The sequence below is a fragment of the Geomonas diazotrophica genome (genome assembly GCF_018919385.1).
Taxonomy (GTDB): domain Bacteria; phylum Desulfobacterota; class Desulfuromonadia; order Geobacterales; family Geobacteraceae; genus Geomonas; species Geomonas diazotrophica.
The window spans coordinates 91,575-106,731 of the sequence record NZ_JAHLMF010000001.1 but is presented as its reverse complement, the minus strand read 5'-3'; the positions used below and the strand labels follow the sequence as shown (position 1 = coordinate 106,731).

Below are 15,157 nucleotides of genomic sequence, written 5' to 3'. Positions count from 1 at the left end.
TCACTCCCCCTTGACCGGCAGCAGTCCTTCCATTTCCGGTTTGAACACGCTCCAGACGCGCTGGCGCAGCTCGCCCAGGAACTCGTTGGTGATGAATTTGGGCAGCGTCACCTTCGGGTTCGGGTCGTCCATGACCTGCGAGGGGAGGGTGTACTCCTTCTCCTCGTGGAACCCCTGGCGCAGCTCCAGGGCGAGCCCCCGCAGGTAGGCCCGGCGCACGGCGGCGACGATCTCCCCGGAGGCGATCTCCAGCCCCGCGGCCTCCTTGAGCGCCCTGACGATGATGTCGTGCCCGATGCCGACCCCGACGAACTTGCACAGGCCGATCATGTCGTAGCCGACCTGCAGGAGGCCGCCGGTGGTGATGGCCTGGGTCCACTCTTCGAGGGAGTGCTTCCCTTCCTTGGCCAGCATCATGTGGGTCCCCATGGACATGTGGCCGCCGGCGATGGCGAACATGTAGCCGGGGTTGGTGTCCGGGAGGTAGGCCGGGAGCTCCAGCCCCTTGACGTGCATGGCGTAGGAGGTCTCACCGGCATCCTGGGAGAGTCGCTTCACGCCGCGGGCGATGCCGGGGAGGGTGCCGCGGCCGGCCCCTTCGATCAGCTCGGTGATTTTCTCGTAGTCGCCGAAGGTGGCGCCGTTGAAGAGCGGCTTTTCCGGGTGGCGCTCGTTGTAGTCCAAGACGTAGGAGATGGTGGTCCCGAGGGAAATGGCGTCCATGCCCAGAAGGTCGCAGCGGTGGATCAGGTCGCAGACCTTCGCCGGTTCGTGCACGCCCAGGTTGGAGCCGAACAGGATGAGCGGCTCGAAGTCGAACTTCGCGGCCAGCTTGCCGCGGCTGCCGTCCTCGTTCTTGTAGAAGAGGTTGTTGTGGCAGCGGATGCCGCAGCGGTGGCAGGCCTCGGTGGCGATGTCGAATTCCTTCTCCACCTCGTCGCGGAAGAGCCTCTCCACGTCGTCGTTCCCCTTGGGACGGAAGTTGTTGAGCGGTACCGCGTGGAAGACCTGGAGCACCTCGATGTTGGCCCAGGTCCCGCCGCCGCCACCCTGGCTTGCCGGCTGGAAGCGGGCGCTGCCGCCGCTTTTGAGGATGTCGCGGTTCACGTCGCGGATCTCGGGGGTGATCTTTTGCAGCTTGTCGGAGCTCTGCGCCACGACGGCCAGGAGGTTCTTGTACCCCATGAGGCTCCCCATGCCGCCGCGGCCGGCGAAGCGGCTCTTGGGCTCGCCGGACTTAAGCTCGTTGTCGGTGCTCATCACCACGGCACCCATGTAGTTGTTCTCCCAGTTCTCGCCGGCGGGGCCGATGGCGGCGAAGTGGGCGTCCGGGTACTCCTGGTACAGGGCCATGATCTTACCGTGGCCGGTGAGCCCGACCAGGTGGTCGGCGGGTTTCAGCTCGACCTCGGGACCGTTCTCCCCTTCCTTCAACAGGGCGTAGACCGGCTTGTCGGAGCGGTTCTCGAAGATCACCTCGTCCAGCCCGGTCCACTTGAACTTGTTGCCGAAGTTGCCGCTGCCGGTGGACCACATTGCGCCGGGGCGCCCGGTGCCGGACTGCTTCAACGGGCTGTAGCCGGAGAAGTAGCTGCGCATGCCGGTCATGATGCTGGTTCCGGTCAGAAGGCCGGTGTTGAGGATCACCGGGTTCTCCGGGGAGTAGGCCTCGGCGATGTCGCGTTCGGCCAGGATCTGGAAGCTCCTGCCGAAGCCGCCCAGCACGTCCTCGAGGTTTTTGCAGGGGACCTGGGCGAAGGTGGTTGTGCCGCTGGCAAGGTCGACGGTGCAGCGCTGGTAGACGACGCTCGCCGGGTTGTTGCTGATGGTTTTTTCGCTCATATCGTTACTCCGCAAAAATATTGAGATGGACTGCCGGGGCCAGGCTCCGTCAGGTGCCTGTCCCGGTGGTCTTATGGTGGCGATCCAAGGTCAACTGGTTTTCCGACTAGCGACTGGCTGCAACTGGTAAAAGTCCCCCTTTGGCAAAGGGGATTTAGGGGATTTGCTTTTGCTTTCGGAGAGGGAACCCCCCCCCGCCCCCCCCCTCGCAAAGGGGGGAGCCTACGGGCACATGCGGCTCTACGTAACTCAGCAACGCCGCTCGCACGCGGGCTACCCTCCGCCCATGCGCGGCAGCAGGGAAACGACGTCCCCTTCCTGTACCGTCTCGTCCCACCCTGCGTGCAGTCCGTTTACAAGGACGGTGCCCACATCCTGCCGGGCAAGCCCCAACTGCTCCACGATGGAGGCGATTCTATCGTCGTCAGCGCACTCCCAGTCCGCCTCGTCGAACTTCTGCCTGCGCAGGGATGCGTAGAGTTTTACCTTGATCTGCATGTGAAACCTCCCGTCATGACAACGGAAAAAGGATCCCTCCGGCCGTACCCGGGCGGGCGGGAAGCCGGCGCCCGGGGGGACGGAGGGGAGTCTGAAAGGAGCTTTGGTACCGGTGGTTACTTAGAAGCCGAGGTAGGCTTCGCGGATGGACTCGTCGGCTTCGAGGTCCTTGCCGGTCCCCTGGCCCACGATGCGCCCGTTTTCCATGACGTAACAGTAGTCGGCGACCTTGAGGGTCTGGTGCACGTTCTGCTCGACGAGGAAAATGGTGAGCCCCTGCTTGTGCAGCTCCTGGATCACCTTGAAGACCTCCTGCACCATGATCGGTGCCAGGCCGAGGCTCGGCTCGTCGAACATGATCACCTGGGGATCTTGCATCAGCGCGCGCCCGATCGCAACCATTTGTTGCTCGCCGCCAGAAAGGGTTTCGGCAGTCTGGGTGCGCCGCTCCTCCAGGCGCGGGAAGATCTCGTAGATCCGCTTCAGGGTCTGGGCGCGCTTGCCATGCGCCCTTTTCAGGTAGGCGCCGACCAGGAGGTTCTCCTCCACGGTCATCTTCGGGAAGAGCTGGCGTCCCTCGGGGACCAGGGTGATGCCGAGGTCGACCACCTTGTGCACCGGCATGCCGGTGACCAGCTTGCCGTCGTAGTGGATGGTGCCGCTCGCGGTCGGGATCAGGCCGCACAGCGACTTGAGGGTCGTGGTCTTGCCGGCGCCGTTGGCGCCGATGAGCGCGACCAGCTGCCCCTTGGCCACCGAGAAGGAGATGTTCCAGAGGGCCTGGATGTCCCCGTAGTTGACTGAGATACCGTTGACGTCGAGTAGATTCATGCCGCTTCCTCTCCAAAATACGCTTGAACGACGTGCGGATCGCTGGACACCTCGGCCGGGGTCCCTTCGGCGATCTTCTTGCCGAAATTGAGCACCACCAGGCGGTCCGAGATGTTCATGATGACGCGCATGATGTGCTCGACGATGAGGATGGTGAGCCCCTGCGCCTTGAGCTTCATGATCAGCTCGACGGTGCGGTCCGCCTCGGTCGGGTTGAGGCCGGCGACGACCTCGTCCAGGAGCAGGAACGACGGCTCCAGGGCGAGCGCCTTGCTGATCTCCAGGCGCTTTCTCCCCGCCAGGGTGAGCCCGGCGGCGGAGACGTTGGCGCGGTCGGCGAGCCCGGTGGCCTCCAGCACCTGCCAGGCGTGACGCTCGGCGTCGGCCTTTTTGGGGTGCTTCAAAAAGGAGGCGATGGTCACGTTCTCGAGGACGGTGAGTCCCGCGAAGGGCTTCACCACCTGGAAGGTGCGGCCGATGCCCACCCCGGCCAGGTGGTAGGGGGGCTTGCCGGAGATGTCGTTCCCCTGGAAGACCACGCTCCCCTTGGTGGGGGCGTAGTAGCCGGAGATGACGTTGAAGAGGGTGGTCTTGCCGGCGCCGTTGGGGCCGATGAGCCCCACGATCTCGCCTTTTTCCACGCTGAAGCTCACGTCGTCCACCGCGGTGAGACCGCCGAAGCACTTGGTTACCGAATTTACCTTGAGGATAGGTTCAGCCATGATTTAGTTCCCTTCTTCCGGTGCTGCCACGGCGGAAAGCGCCGCGGGTTCCGATGCCGGTTCCGGCTGGTGCTGCGGCCTGGTGGCGTCAGCCTTGCGCTTGAACATGGTGCCCCAGAGGCCGTTGGGTATGAAGATGACGCTGATGGCGATCAGCGCGCCCAGGATGATGAGGTAGAGGAGCTGGAAGTCGGACAGGTAGGCCCAGAAGATCGTCTTGAAGGCGAAGATCAGGATGGCCCCCAGTGCCGGTCCGAACAGGGTCCCCATGCCGCCGAAGACCACCATGACCACCGCCTGGTCGCTGACCAGGTCCCCCAGGGTGGAGGAGGGGTCGATGAAGGTGATCCAGTAGGCGTAGATGCCACCCAGGATGCCGGTGGGGAGTGCGGAGAGGACGAAGGACTGCATCTTCAGCTTGGTCGGGTTGAGGCCGAGCGCCTTGGCCCCTTCCTCGTCCTCGCGGATCGCCTTCAGCTTCAGCCCGAAGGGGGCGCGCTCCAGGAGGTACCAGAGGATGGCGAAGGTCGCTCCCACGGTGATCAGCATCAGGTAGTAGAAGAACTGCGGGTTCAGGAACGCCTCGAGACGCATGCCGTCCGGGCCGCCGGTGAACTCGACGTTCAGGGCGAGCTGCTGGATGGCGCGGGAGAGCGCCCAGGTGGCGATGGCGAAGTAGGCACCCTTGAGCCTCAAGGTCGGGATACCCGCGATGAGCGCCACGACGGCGGCAGCGACCCCGCCGGCAGGCAGCGCCGCCCAGAATGGGAGGTTTGCCTGCATCATCAGGATGCCGATGGTGTAGGCGCCGATGCCGAAGAAGGCACCGTGACCGAAGTTCAGGTAGCCGGTGTAGCCGGCGATGACGTCGAAGGCGATGGCGAGCCCGATCCACATCACTCCCTCGGTGAGGACACGCAGTACGAAGGTGTCGTGCACCACGAGAGGCAGGATCAAAAGGGCCGCGCCGATGATGGCCAGTATGGTTGCGCCACGGTTTTTCATGTCAGACCCCCTTGCCGAACAGCCCGCGCGGGGAAATCAGCAGGATGATGTAGAGGATGGCGAAGACGGCGAGCAGGGTGTGGCTCGGGTTGAAGTAGATCATGAAGATCGACTGCACGAGCCCCAGAAGGAGCGCCGCCCAGGGGACGCCGGCCAGGTACCCCATGCCGGCGAGCACCACCACGAAGAAGGCGAAGATGGTGTACTCGTTCCCCATCTGGGCGCCGATGGAGAGGATGCAGCCCAGGAGCACCCCGGTCATGGCCGAGATGCCGACGTAGATGCCGTAAACGTAGGAGCCGGTGCGCTTGCTGTTCACACCCATGAGACCGGCGGCATCCTTGTGCTGTGCCAGCGCACGGACGCCGAGGCCGAAATTGGTCTTTTTCAGAAGGTAGTGCAGGATCAGGGTGATCGCCAGCGCGTAGGCGAGTCCCACGAGACGCACGGTCGGGATGGTCACGGTGAGCCCCAGCGGCTCCAGGTCGAACGACCCTTCCGAGAAGGCGGAGGGGATCGAGTTCGAGTAGAAGCCGAAGGCGGTGAGGGCGAGCCCGCGGAACATGATGGCCAAGCCGAAGGTGAAGACCAGGCCCATCAGGAAGGGGTTGCCCTTGGTCCCGGAGAGCACCCGGTGGATCACCGGCTGGATCAGGTAGCCGACCCCGAAGTAGAGGACGAAGATGACCGGCAGGAAAAGGAAGGGATCGAGGCCGGTCCATTTGTTCAGGTAGTAGCCGGTGAAGGCCCCGAACATGATCCATTCCCCGACGGCGAAGTCGATGACGTGCATGACCCCATAGGTGAGCGAGAATGCGATGGCGATGGTGATGTAGATCCCACCCAGCAGTATCCCGTCGGTCAAGGCTTGTGGCAGCAGTTCCATCATAAAGCAAGTCCTCCAGCGTTGCGTTTCCAGCGAATTGGCAGCTACGTTGTTTGTCCGTCGTCCATAACGGCGTCAGCTTCGCCGCCGGCCGCTATGGCCGTTTCGGTTTTTCCAAAAGGGAGGTGATCCCCTGCCGGCGGCATTACCGGCCGGCAGGGGGGGACTTCAGGTGTTAACGGGATTTCCACTCTTTCATCGGGTAGATGGCGGCGGCTTCGACGGAAGCCTTAGGACCGACGGTTTTCACGTGGCCCCCCTGGATCTGGATGGTGAGCGGGTCGAGGCCGACGTTGGCGTGGTAGAACTCACCGGAGGTGGCGAACTTCACGCGGCCGTAGAAGGTCTGCACGTCGATCTGCTCGAGTGCCTGGATCAGCTTGGTGCGCGTAGCCTCGTCCATGCCCGGCTTGGCGCCGATCTTCTGCAGGGCGGTCTGGAAGGCGATGCCGGCAGCGGAGCAGCCGCCCTGGGTGTAGTCGCCCGGGTTGTTGAAGGCCTTCTGGGAAGCGGCTGCGTAGGCGGCAGCGTTGGGCCAGAGCACCTTGCTCTTGGTCTTGGCGGTGCCGGTCCAGCAGGTGGTGCCGAAGATCTGGTCGCCGTCCTTGCCCACCGCGTCGATGAACGCCTTGTCGGTGATGCCGCAGTGCATGAGGAGGGCTTTCGGGGTGTAGCCGATCTGTTTGAGTGCCTTGACGAACTTCACGTGCTCCTCGTCGTGGCCGCCGAAGGCGATGACGTCCGGCTTCATGCTACGCACTGCGGAGAGAAGCGGGGTCATGTCCTGACCGGAGGGGACGATGCTGAACTTCACGATTTTCAGCTTGGCTTTCTCGGCGGCTGCCTTGTAGGACTCCGCGGTCGCCTTGGAGAAGGCATCGTTGGAGCCGATGATGGCGATGGTCTTCGGGGCCGGCTTCAGTTCGGTGAGGGTCTTGATGGAGGTCGCGCCGGTGAAGTTGATCGGCGGGATGGTGCCGAAGGTGTACTTGAACTTGTTCTTCCAGATGAGCGGGCTCTCCGCGGAACCGGTGATCATCGGGATCTTGTACTTGTCGACGACCGGGGCCACGGCGAGGGTCACGCCGGAGGAGTAGGGGCCGAGGATGAAGTCGACCTTCTCCTGGGTGATCAACCTCTCGGCCGCTGCCGCGCCGGCAGCCGGGTTGGACTGGGCATCGGCGTACACAAGCTTGACCGGGTACTTCTTGCCCTGGATCTCGATGCCGCCCTTGGCGTTCACTTCCTGCGCCCAGAGGTCGTAACCGCGCTTGGTGATGTTGCCGCCGGTGACGAGGTCCCCCGACAGCTCGGTGATGACACCGATCTTGAAGAAGTTCCTCTGCTCCGCGTGGACCGGGATGGCCACGAAGAGGGCTGCAATGAGCAGCAGTACCCTGACGAATCCAAACTTCATTGTGCTACCTCCTGTTGTTTGATGTGCCAAAAAAAGTTTTGAAACAACCTGCATCGCATTCCATCCAGGGCTCGCGGCCGGTGCGGCGGACGACGTCGGCTGCCGCCGGTCGAGGGAGCCCCTGCCGGCACCTCACGGCGCTGGTAGCCCGTATACAGCAGAAAGCATGCCAAACGGCCCTCTTGGGCGGCACAGGAGGAATTTGCAAAACGGGGTTTGGCGAAACTCCGCATGCTTACTGACAAAGAACGGTGAACGGGTCGATGCAGGGGGAGGAGGAGGGGGGTACCGCCCCGCTGCGGCACCTCCGGTTGACGGGAAAATTATTCACATCTGAATAAGGGCCGTATACGGGGTCGCGCACTCAGCAGGCGAGCCCGTAGCGTTTTAATTTTCGCGCTATGGTCGGCTGGCTCACGCCGAGCGCCTCGGCCAGGTCCGCCTGGCAGCCGTGGGACTTCAGTGCGTGGGCCAGGAGCGCGCGCTCAGTGCTTTCAATGACTTGCGGCAGCGTCATGCTTTCCGGCCACTGCGCCGGGGCGGCAGTCTCGCTGGTGTCCCCCTTGGCCACGTCGGCCGGGAGGTCCTGCAGGCTGATCACCTCGGTCTCGGTCATGACCACCAGCCGCTCGCACAGGTTCATCAGTTCCCGGACGTTGCCGGGGAAGGGATAGCCGAGCAGGGTGTCGCAGGCCGCGCGGGAGAGGCGTTTGCCGGTCTTGTGCTTCTTCGCGTACCACTCGATGTAGTGCAGGATGAGGGGGAGCAGGCATTCCTTGCGCTCCTTGAGGGAGGGGACGTGGATCGGGATCACCTTGAGGCGGTAGTAGAGGTCGAGGCGGAACTTCCCCTCCTCGACCATTTGCTCGAGGTTGCGGTGGGTTGCGGCGAGGATGCGCACCTTCACCTCGCGGGGGCGGGTGCTCCCAAGGCGCATGATGGTGCCGTCCTCCATGAAGCGCAAAAGCTTCACCTGGGAGGGGAGCGGCAGTTCGGCTATCTCGTCCAGGAACAGGATGCCGCCGTCGGCGAGCTCGAAATAGCCGGGCTTGCCGCCGGACTGGGCGCCGGTGAAGGCCCCCTTGTCGTAGCCGAAAAGCTCTGATTCTATGAGGGATTCGGGGATGGCGCCGCAGTTGATCTTTATGAGCGGCTTGTTGGCGCGCTCCGAGTTCTTGTGGATCAGGTCGGCGAAGAGCCCCTTGCCCACCCCGGAGGGACCGAGGATCAGCACGGTCGACTCCACCTTGGCGACCTTGAGCGCCTGGCGCAGCGCCTTCAGCATGGCGGGGCTCCTGGCGATGATCTGCTGGTTCTCCAGCTGCTGTTCCTGCTGCATCTCGAGCATCTGGTTGCGGAACTGGTCCTTGATGGCCTCCTGGTCCTCAAGTTCGCGCTGCAGGTTGTCGATTTCCGTGATATCCCGCTCGCTTACCACGACCCTCGTGATCCGGTCGGCCGAGTCGAAGACCGGGGTCGCGGTGGTGATCAGCTTGCGCCCTTCGCGCTGCTGCAGGAGGTTCACCCGGGCGCGGGTCCTGATCACCTCCAGGGTGGCGGAACGGTCGAAAACGCGGGCGTTGATCAGGTCGCGCATGTTGCGCCCGACCACGTCCTTGGCCTGGACGTTGTTGATCCTCTCCGAGGCGGGGTTGATGCGGACCACGTTGGCGTCGGCGTCGCAGATCCAGAGGCCGTCCGACGAGGAGTCGATGATGGTGTCGAGCTCGCGGGTAAGTCCCTGGAAAAACTCCATCTGTTTGGCCATCTCCTCGAGCTCCGTGCTCTCGACGAAGACGCAGACGGCCCCCACCTGCTCCTGGTCCAAAAGCATCGGGCTCACCCGCACCAGGAAGTTGGACTCGATGCCGCGCACCGAGATCTCAGTGTTGCGCGTGTGCCCCAAAAGCCTCTGCGCCACCTTGGGCCAGAGGTCGGGGAGCACGTCGTTTAGGTGCACCCCCTGGAAGGCGCCGAAGCTCTCGCGGACCGCCCGGTTGGCCAGGATGATCATCCCCGAGGTGTTCACCGCGAGGATGCCGACGTCGACGGCGTTCACCATCGCCTGGTAGAAGTCGTCCGAGCGCAGCTCGCCGCTGCTGGAAAAACCTATCAGTTCCGCTGGGTTCAGTGAGGTATTCACGGCAGGGGATCTCCTTCTGCAGGCCTCGGGGGGTGCCCGGAATGGCGTATACCACAACTCCTTTGTGGCGCATTATGCAGAAATGAATCAAATATTCAAGTGTAAATAATAGAACGACCCCGAAACAGTCATAGCTCTTGTTACCACCCTGGGCGATGAAAGTCCTTTCTTTTCTCGTATGACATTTTTGGCCTTACTTATAGTGCGGATGCGACTTCTCTGTCTGTATACGCATAAGCTGTTAGAGTGAGGGGCGTTTCCCGTGTGTGGCAGGGCTCTGCTCAACCTCGATTGACCTTTACGTCAACACTCATATGGGCGGACACATCCGTGTCGCTTTCTCCTTGGTACGGTCCTTGTAGTAGGGGATGACCGGGCGGACCCAACAAAGGTCCGGTCGTTTCGATCCGACACCTGTACCGGGATCCACTGGACCCCCCGGTAGTCACCAACTACTAGGCAAAGGAGCTTCACCCATGACCGCTGGTAACGAGCAACTGATGGAGTTACGCAACAAGCATGTCCCCGGAGGGGTCGCACTTTTGAGCCCCGCCTTCATCGCCAAGGCCCAGGGGGCCATCATGACCGACGTCGATGGACGTGACCTGATCGATTTCGCCGGCGGTATCGGCGTGAACAACGTGGGGCACAGCCACCCGAAGGTGGTCAAGGCCATTCAGGAGCAGGCCGAGAAGTTCATCCACACCTGCTTCCATGTCGCTCCCTACCAGGGATACATCGAGTTGGCCCAGCGCCTGAACGAACTGGCGCCGGGTAACTCCCCGAAGCAGACCATGCTGGCCAACTCCGGCGCCGAGGCGGTCGAAAACGCCATCAAGATCGCCCGCTACGTCACCAAGCGCCCGGGCGTCATCTCTCTCGAGAACGGCTTCCACGGCCGCACCCTGATGACCATGACCCTCACCAGCAAGGTGAAGCCCTACAAGTACGGCTTCGGTCCCTTCGCGCCGGAAAGCTACCGCATTCCCTCCGCCTACTGCTACCGCTGCCCCTACGGCGGGAGCTACCCGAGCTGCGGTTGCGCCTGCGCCCACAAGCTCGACGAGTTCTTCACCGGCTACGTGGCGGCCGAGCAGACCGCGGCTATCATCATCGAGCCGATCCAGGGGGAGGGGGGCTTCGTCACCCCGCCGAAGGAGTACTTCGAGATCGTGCAGGGGATCTGCAAGAAGCACGGCATCCTCCTGATCATCGACGAGATCCAGAGTGGCATGGGACGTACCGGCAAGCTGTTCGCCATCGACCACTGGGGCATCGAGCCGGACCTCATCACCACCGCCAAGAGCCTTGCCGGCGGCATGCCGCTTTCCGCGATCACCGGCCGCGCCGAGATCATGAGCCAGCCGCACCCGGGCGGCCTGGGCGGCACCTACGGCGGCAACCCGCTCTCCTGTGCCGCGGCCCTCGCGGTCCTCGACATCTTCCTCAACGACGGGCTGCTGGACCAGTCCGTGAAGCTCGGCGAGAAACTCCAGCAGCGCTTCGACGAGATGCAGCAGAAGTACGAGATCATCGGCGAAGTACGCGGCAAGGGGCCGATGCTCGCCCTGGAGCTGGTCCGTGACCGGAACACCAAGGCGTCCGCCGGCGACCTGGCCAAGAAGCTGGTGAAGCTCTGCTACGACAAGGGGCTCATCATCCTCTCCTGCGGCGCCCTCGGCAACGTGGTCCGTCTGCTGATGCCGCTGGTCATCACCGACGAGCAGCTCGACCGCGGCATGGCGATCCTCGAGGAGTCCCTCGCAGAGGTGAACGCCGAGATCTAAGACTCAAGGCATAGCAGCAAGAACGATACGGCAACGGCAGTGTCTGGCATCTTCGGGGTTGGGGAGGAAGAGACGCACAGCACTGCCGTTGTCGTTTTTTCCCCTTCGCCGAGGCTACGGGGGACGCGCAGGTACGGGCATTCCCATGGCGGTCCCTAAAATCTCCCTCTCCCTCAGGGAGAGGGTCGGGGTGAGGGCGCCTCTCAGCATTGGCGGCGGAACTCTTGCCAGCCACCCACAGCCGATGGCATAGTGGAGTGCGCCGTGATGGGAAATTTTCGAGGAGAACAACGATGACCGAAAAAAACGATCCGCGCCACACCGTTGTGGTGGGATGCCTGGTACGCAACGACGAGAACCAGGTCCTGTTGATCCGGCACCGCAAGCGGGGATGGGAGATCCCGCAGGGGCGGGTCGAGGAGAGCGAGAACCTGGTCGACGCGGTGCGCAGGGAGGTAGCCGAAGAGGCCGGGGTCGAGGTCGAGATCGGTCCGCTGGCCGCGGTCTGGTCCATGGTCTCTCCCGGCTCCGCCCTCATCTTCGCCTTCCTGGGGCGCTATCTCCGCGGCGAGCTCAACCCCACCGACGATAGTGAGGCAGCCGCCTGGTTCGACGAAAAACAGGCGTTGGAGATGGTGGCCAGCCCGGTGATGCGCGAGCGTCTCGCCCTGCTCCTTCGCCATGACGGCAGCGTGAGCTACCGCTCCTACTCGCTAAAACCCTACGAGCTGCACCTGGAGCGCGACCTCCTCGCCTGGCCCGAAGCGCTGCAATGAGCTTCGGGGTGCGCGGGTAGCCGACAGCCTGGTCGCGGGATGCGAATGCGAGAAGGGGGAGCCGTTTGCTCCCCCTTTCTTCATGGACAAGCGGGTCCGGACGATCCGAGCAGGCCGGCGATCTTGTCCAGGCACTCCCTGAAATCGATGGGTTTGGAAATGTAGTCATCCATGCCGGCGGCGATGCAGCGCTCCTCGTCCTGTTTCATGGCGTGCGCGGTCATGGCGAGGATCGGCAGCCGTCCGCCCTGGCGCAGCTCCTGCTCGCGGATCGACCGCGTCGCCTCGAACCCGTCGAGCCGCGGCATCTGGACGTCCATGATGATCATGTCGAAACAGGATTCCTGCCACTTATCCACCGCCTGCTCGCCATCTTCCGCGAATTCAACCCGGTAGCCAAGCCTACCCAGCATGGTTCCCAACACCTGTCGGATGGTGGGGTCGTCCTCGGCGACCAGCAGGCGCCTGCCGCTTCCCGTCGCTGCCGCTGCCGGTTGGGAGTGGGGGCGCGGCGTGGTGGACGCCGGCTTCGGCTCCCCTTCGAGTAGGCCCAGTCGGACCGAGAACGAGAAGCAGCTTCCTGCACCAGGTTCGCCTTCCACGACGATGCTCCCCCCCATCCGCTCCACGATCTCCTTGCTGATGGCGAGTCCGAGCCCGGTGCCCCCGTGGCTGCGGGTGTTGGAGTCGTCCAGTTGGCTGAAGGAATTGAAGAGCAGGTGCTGCTTGTCTTTCGGGATGCCGATGCCGGTATCGCGTACCGCGAAGCGGTACTCCATCCGCCCGTCGGGATTCCCTGCCCCTGCATGCACGGCTATGGCGACGCCGCCGTGCTCGGTGAACTTCACCGCGTTTCCCACCAGGTTGGTGAGCACCTGGCGCAGTCTCACCTGGTCACCCTGCACGTGGTCGGGGAGTCCGTCCTCCACCTCCAGGGCAAGATCCAATCCCTTGCGCTTCACCTCGGGCATCACGATGTCGACGGCCTGGCCGATGCAGGCCCGCAGGGAGAAGGGGCGGTTGTCCAGGGAGAACTTGCCGGCCTCGACCTTGGCCAGGTCCAGGATGTCGTTCAGTATCCGAAGCAGGGAGCGGGCAGACCTTTGGGCTGTCTGGATGTAGTCGGCTCTCTCGGAGGCGTCCGGAGTCAGCAGGGCCAGGTCGAGCATCCCGAGGACGCCGGTCATCGGGGTGCGCAGCTCGTGACTCATGTTGGCGACGAACCTGCTCTTGGTGCTGCTCGCGGTCTCGGCGGTCTGCTTGGCCTGGCGCAGCGTCTCCTCCATGCGGTTGCGCTCCATGGCAATGGCCACCTGGTCGGCTACCGCCTTCATCAAAGAGAGGTCGTCCTCGCTGAAACTGGTCCGGCTCCGCGTGCCGAAGGAGAGGGTACCCAGCACCCGCCCTTGGGACAGCAGCGGATGGCAGGCGTAGGCCTTTATTCCGAGGGACCTGACCAGGTCGGCACGAACGTCCTGCGATGCGGGGATGTTCTCGGCGACGATCCTGCAGGCGTCGCGCGCGGCGCAGCCGCAGATCGCCACCCCGAGGTTCAGCCGCTCGATGGCTGCGGCCTGTTCCCCGCCGATCCCTGCGCAGGCGTTCAGTTTCAGCACCCCCTCTTCTTCATCGACCAGATAGTTGAAGAAAACGTCGCAGCCGAGAAAATCCATCACCTGGCGGCAAAGGGTGTCGGCGAGTTGCCGGGGAGCCTTGCTCTGCAGCAGACTGTTGGCGGTATCGGCCAGAAGATCGAGCCGTTCGTTGCTTCGCTTGAGCGCGGCCTCTCCCTCCTCGCGCTCCGTGATGTCGACCGCCATGCCCACAGCGAAAGAGCGGCCGTCCTGCAGTCGCCCCAGGAAGGACGCGTTGAAGATCCAATGCCGGAGGCGGCCGTTGCTGCCGGTAACCGGGAAGTCGGCTGTAAAGCTGTTACGTTCAAGGTGAAACAGTTCCCGCATCTGGACCCGCACTGTTTCGGCGGCCCGCCGAGCGACCTGCGCCTGCAGCCAGCCGTCGAAGGAGGGGATCGCCCCCGGGGCGTAGCCGGTCACCTCCAGCCAACTCCGGCTCGCCTGCAGCACCTCGCCGTCCTGGGTGAGCATGACGACGGGAATGGGAGCTTCCTCTATGGCGCGGCGGAACTGCTCCTCGCGTCCCCTGAGCTCCGCCTCGACCTCTCTGCGCACGGCGGTTTCCCGCTGCAGCTCAGCGTTCAAAGCCTCCTTCTCGATCAGTTCCCGCGTGCGCTGCTCCAGGGCAAGCTGCAGCCGCGCCTCGCTCAGCTTGAGCGCCCGCTCGCTTTGTTCCAGGTCGCGAAACAGGAGCGCGGCCGGCTCTTTCAGGCCCGTCGAGACGATGGCGCGGTAGATCAGGAACGAGGAGAGGAAGAGAAAGAGGTGACCCACCAGGTTTGCCTGGCCGTAGACGCTCAGGTACTGGGTGAAGGCGATGCCGGCGCAAGCGGCGCTTAGCACGGAGGCGACGAGTTTGTTCAGTACGCGGCGGTCGAAACGCTCCCTGTTCACCCACAGCAAGGCCGCGGAGGCCAGGAGGATGATTATCGCGAGGTATTCGCTGTAGATCTTGAAGGGGGTGAGTCCCCGTCCCTCGACGTAGCAGTCGGGGAAGTGGCCGGAAAAGATGGCCAGGATAAGCAGTGCAGCCGTGCTGCCGAATGCCGCCACGGCAGCGGCGACGTTGAGCTTTCTGGTGATGAAGAGCGGTGCCGCCAGGAAAGAGAGGCTGACTACGTAGCGGAAGGAGATCCAGAGCTGGGTGGGGAGGTTGGCGTCGTGCCCGGCGAAAATGCCGATCCCCTTGTAGGCAAAAGTGTGCAGCAGTTCCAAAACGCCTGCGACTGCGAAGGACATCGCCAGGAAAAGGAAGTAGTGGTTATCAAGGAACTTCCGTGCGTTCCAGGCCAGGAGGAAGACGCCCAGGGTGACGAGGACGGAGAAGATCTCCACCATGGTATGGAAGAGCAGGTAAGAATAGCGGCTGCAGGCATAGAGAATAAGTATCGCGAGCGCGAACAGGACGAAGCTGAGGAGCCTCGCCTCCGTTCGTTGTGCCTCGTTTAAGGTGGTTGCCTCGCTCACCGATCCCCCTCTACCACGTCCCAGCCAATTTAGTAACACTTTATTCGTTGGGAATTTATCATTCTGTGCGGAAGGCAGTCAAAGCTTTTTTGGGATATATCGAATCTTCGGATTCTTTTTACCTTAAAAGAAGGCACGGTTCACACCGC

Annotated in this window: 11 protein-coding genes; 2 read left to right on the top strand and 9 right to left on the bottom strand. The window is 63.2% G+C overall.

Translation table 11 applies throughout. From position 1 onward, the window contains the following. From KOM00_RS00485 to KOM00_RS00450, 8 genes are all read right to left on the bottom strand, one after another. Positions 1 to 1,842: an aldehyde ferredoxin oxidoreductase C-terminal domain-containing protein gene (locus tag KOM00_RS00485; RefSeq protein WP_216496875.1), complete on the bottom strand. Its 1,842-nt coding sequence runs from the start codon at positions 1,840 to 1,842 to the stop codon at positions 1 to 3. A gap of 273 nt (positions 1,843 to 2,115) precedes the next feature. Next, positions 2,116 to 2,340: a MoaD/ThiS family protein gene (locus tag KOM00_RS00480; protein ID WP_216496874.1), complete on the bottom strand. Its 225-nt coding sequence runs from the start codon at positions 2,338 to 2,340 to the stop codon at positions 2,116 to 2,118. 120 nt (positions 2,341 to 2,460) lie between these two features. Beyond that, positions 2,461 to 3,171: an ABC transporter ATP-binding protein gene (locus KOM00_RS00475; protein WP_183344896.1), complete on the bottom strand. Its 711-nt coding sequence runs from the start codon at positions 3,169 to 3,171 to the stop codon at positions 2,461 to 2,463. Then, the gene (locus tag KOM00_RS00470; RefSeq protein ID WP_216496873.1) at positions 3,168 to 3,893 is read right to left on the bottom strand and encodes an ABC transporter ATP-binding protein; all 726 of its coding nucleotides are present in this window, start codon (positions 3,891 to 3,893) and stop codon (positions 3,168 to 3,170) included. The genes KOM00_RS00475 and KOM00_RS00470 overlap by 4 nt, the downstream gene beginning before the upstream one ends. Before the next feature lie 3 nt (positions 3,894 to 3,896). Further along, positions 3,897 to 4,898: a branched-chain amino acid ABC transporter permease gene (locus KOM00_RS00465; protein WP_216496872.1), complete on the bottom strand. Its 1,002-nt coding sequence runs from the start codon at positions 4,896 to 4,898 to the stop codon at positions 3,897 to 3,899. 1 nt (position 4,899) lies between these two features. Beyond that, positions 4,900 to 5,787, bottom strand: coding sequence for a branched-chain amino acid ABC transporter permease (locus KOM00_RS00460; protein ID WP_236026660.1), 888 nt, complete (start codon positions 5,785 to 5,787; stop codon positions 4,900 to 4,902). A gap of 172 nt (positions 5,788 to 5,959) precedes the next feature. Beyond that, positions 5,960 to 7,201 (bottom strand): amino acid ABC transporter substrate-binding protein, encoded by a 1,242-nt coding sequence (locus KOM00_RS00455; RefSeq protein WP_216496871.1) that lies wholly within the window; start codon positions 7,199 to 7,201, stop codon positions 5,960 to 5,962. Positions 7,202 to 7,565: 364 nt separating this feature from the next. Continuing rightward, positions 7,566 to 9,344: a sigma 54-interacting transcriptional regulator gene (locus tag KOM00_RS00450; RefSeq protein WP_216496870.1), complete on the bottom strand. Its 1,779-nt coding sequence runs from the start codon at positions 9,342 to 9,344 to the stop codon at positions 7,566 to 7,568. A gap of 476 nt (positions 9,345 to 9,820) precedes the next feature. Here KOM00_RS00450 and gabT point away from each other — a divergent pair, with 476 nt between their 5' ends. Next, positions 9,821 to 11,131: a 4-aminobutyrate--2-oxoglutarate transaminase gene (gene gabT / locus KOM00_RS00445; protein ID WP_216496869.1), complete on the top strand. Its 1,311-nt coding sequence runs from the start codon at positions 9,821 to 9,823 to the stop codon at positions 11,129 to 11,131. Positions 11,132 to 11,424: 293 nt separating this feature from the next. Beyond that, positions 11,425 to 11,907 carry an NUDIX hydrolase gene (locus KOM00_RS00440; protein ID WP_216496868.1) on the top strand — a complete coding sequence of 161 codons (483 nt, stop codon included), beginning with the start codon at positions 11,425 to 11,427 and terminating at the stop codon, positions 11,905 to 11,907. An 80-nt stretch (positions 11,908 to 11,987) separates the two neighbouring features. Here the strand turns inward: KOM00_RS00440 and KOM00_RS00435 are convergent, their stop codons facing one another. Further along, on the bottom strand, positions 11,988 to 15,008 hold the full coding sequence (locus KOM00_RS00435; RefSeq protein WP_328757784.1) for an MASE3 domain-containing protein: 3,021 nt from the start codon (positions 15,006 to 15,008) through the stop codon (positions 11,988 to 11,990). Positions 15,009 to 15,157 lie beyond the last annotated feature (149 nt).

Coding starts and splice junctions, on each gene's coding strand:
- KOM00_RS00485 (WP_216496875.1), bottom strand. CDS start 1,842: ATGAGCGAAAAAACCATCAGCAACAACCCGGCGAGCGTCGTCTACCAG.
- KOM00_RS00480 (WP_216496874.1), bottom strand. CDS start 2,340: ATGCAGATCAAGGTAAAACTCTACGCATCCCTGCGCAGGCAGAAGTTC.
- KOM00_RS00475 (WP_183344896.1), bottom strand. CDS start 3,171: ATGAATCTACTCGACGTCAACGGTATCTCAGTCAACTACGGGGACATC.
- KOM00_RS00470 (WP_216496873.1), bottom strand. CDS start 3,893: ATGGCTGAACCTATCCTCAAGGTAAATTCGGTAACCAAGTGCTTCGGC.
- KOM00_RS00465 (WP_216496872.1), bottom strand. CDS start 4,898: ATGAAAAACCGTGGCGCAACCATACTGGCCATCATCGGCGCGGCCCTT.
- KOM00_RS00460 (WP_236026660.1), bottom strand. CDS start 5,787: ATGATGGAACTGCTGCCACAAGCCTTGACCGACGGGATACTGCTGGGT.
- KOM00_RS00455 (WP_216496871.1), bottom strand. CDS start 7,201: ATGAAGTTTGGATTCGTCAGGGTACTGCTGCTCATTGCAGCCCTCTTC.
- gabT (WP_216496869.1), top strand. CDS start 9,821: ATGACCGCTGGTAACGAGCAACTGATGGAGTTACGCAACAAGCATGTC.
- KOM00_RS00440 (WP_216496868.1), top strand. CDS start 11,425: ATGACCGAAAAAAACGATCCGCGCCACACCGTTGTGGTGGGATGCCTG.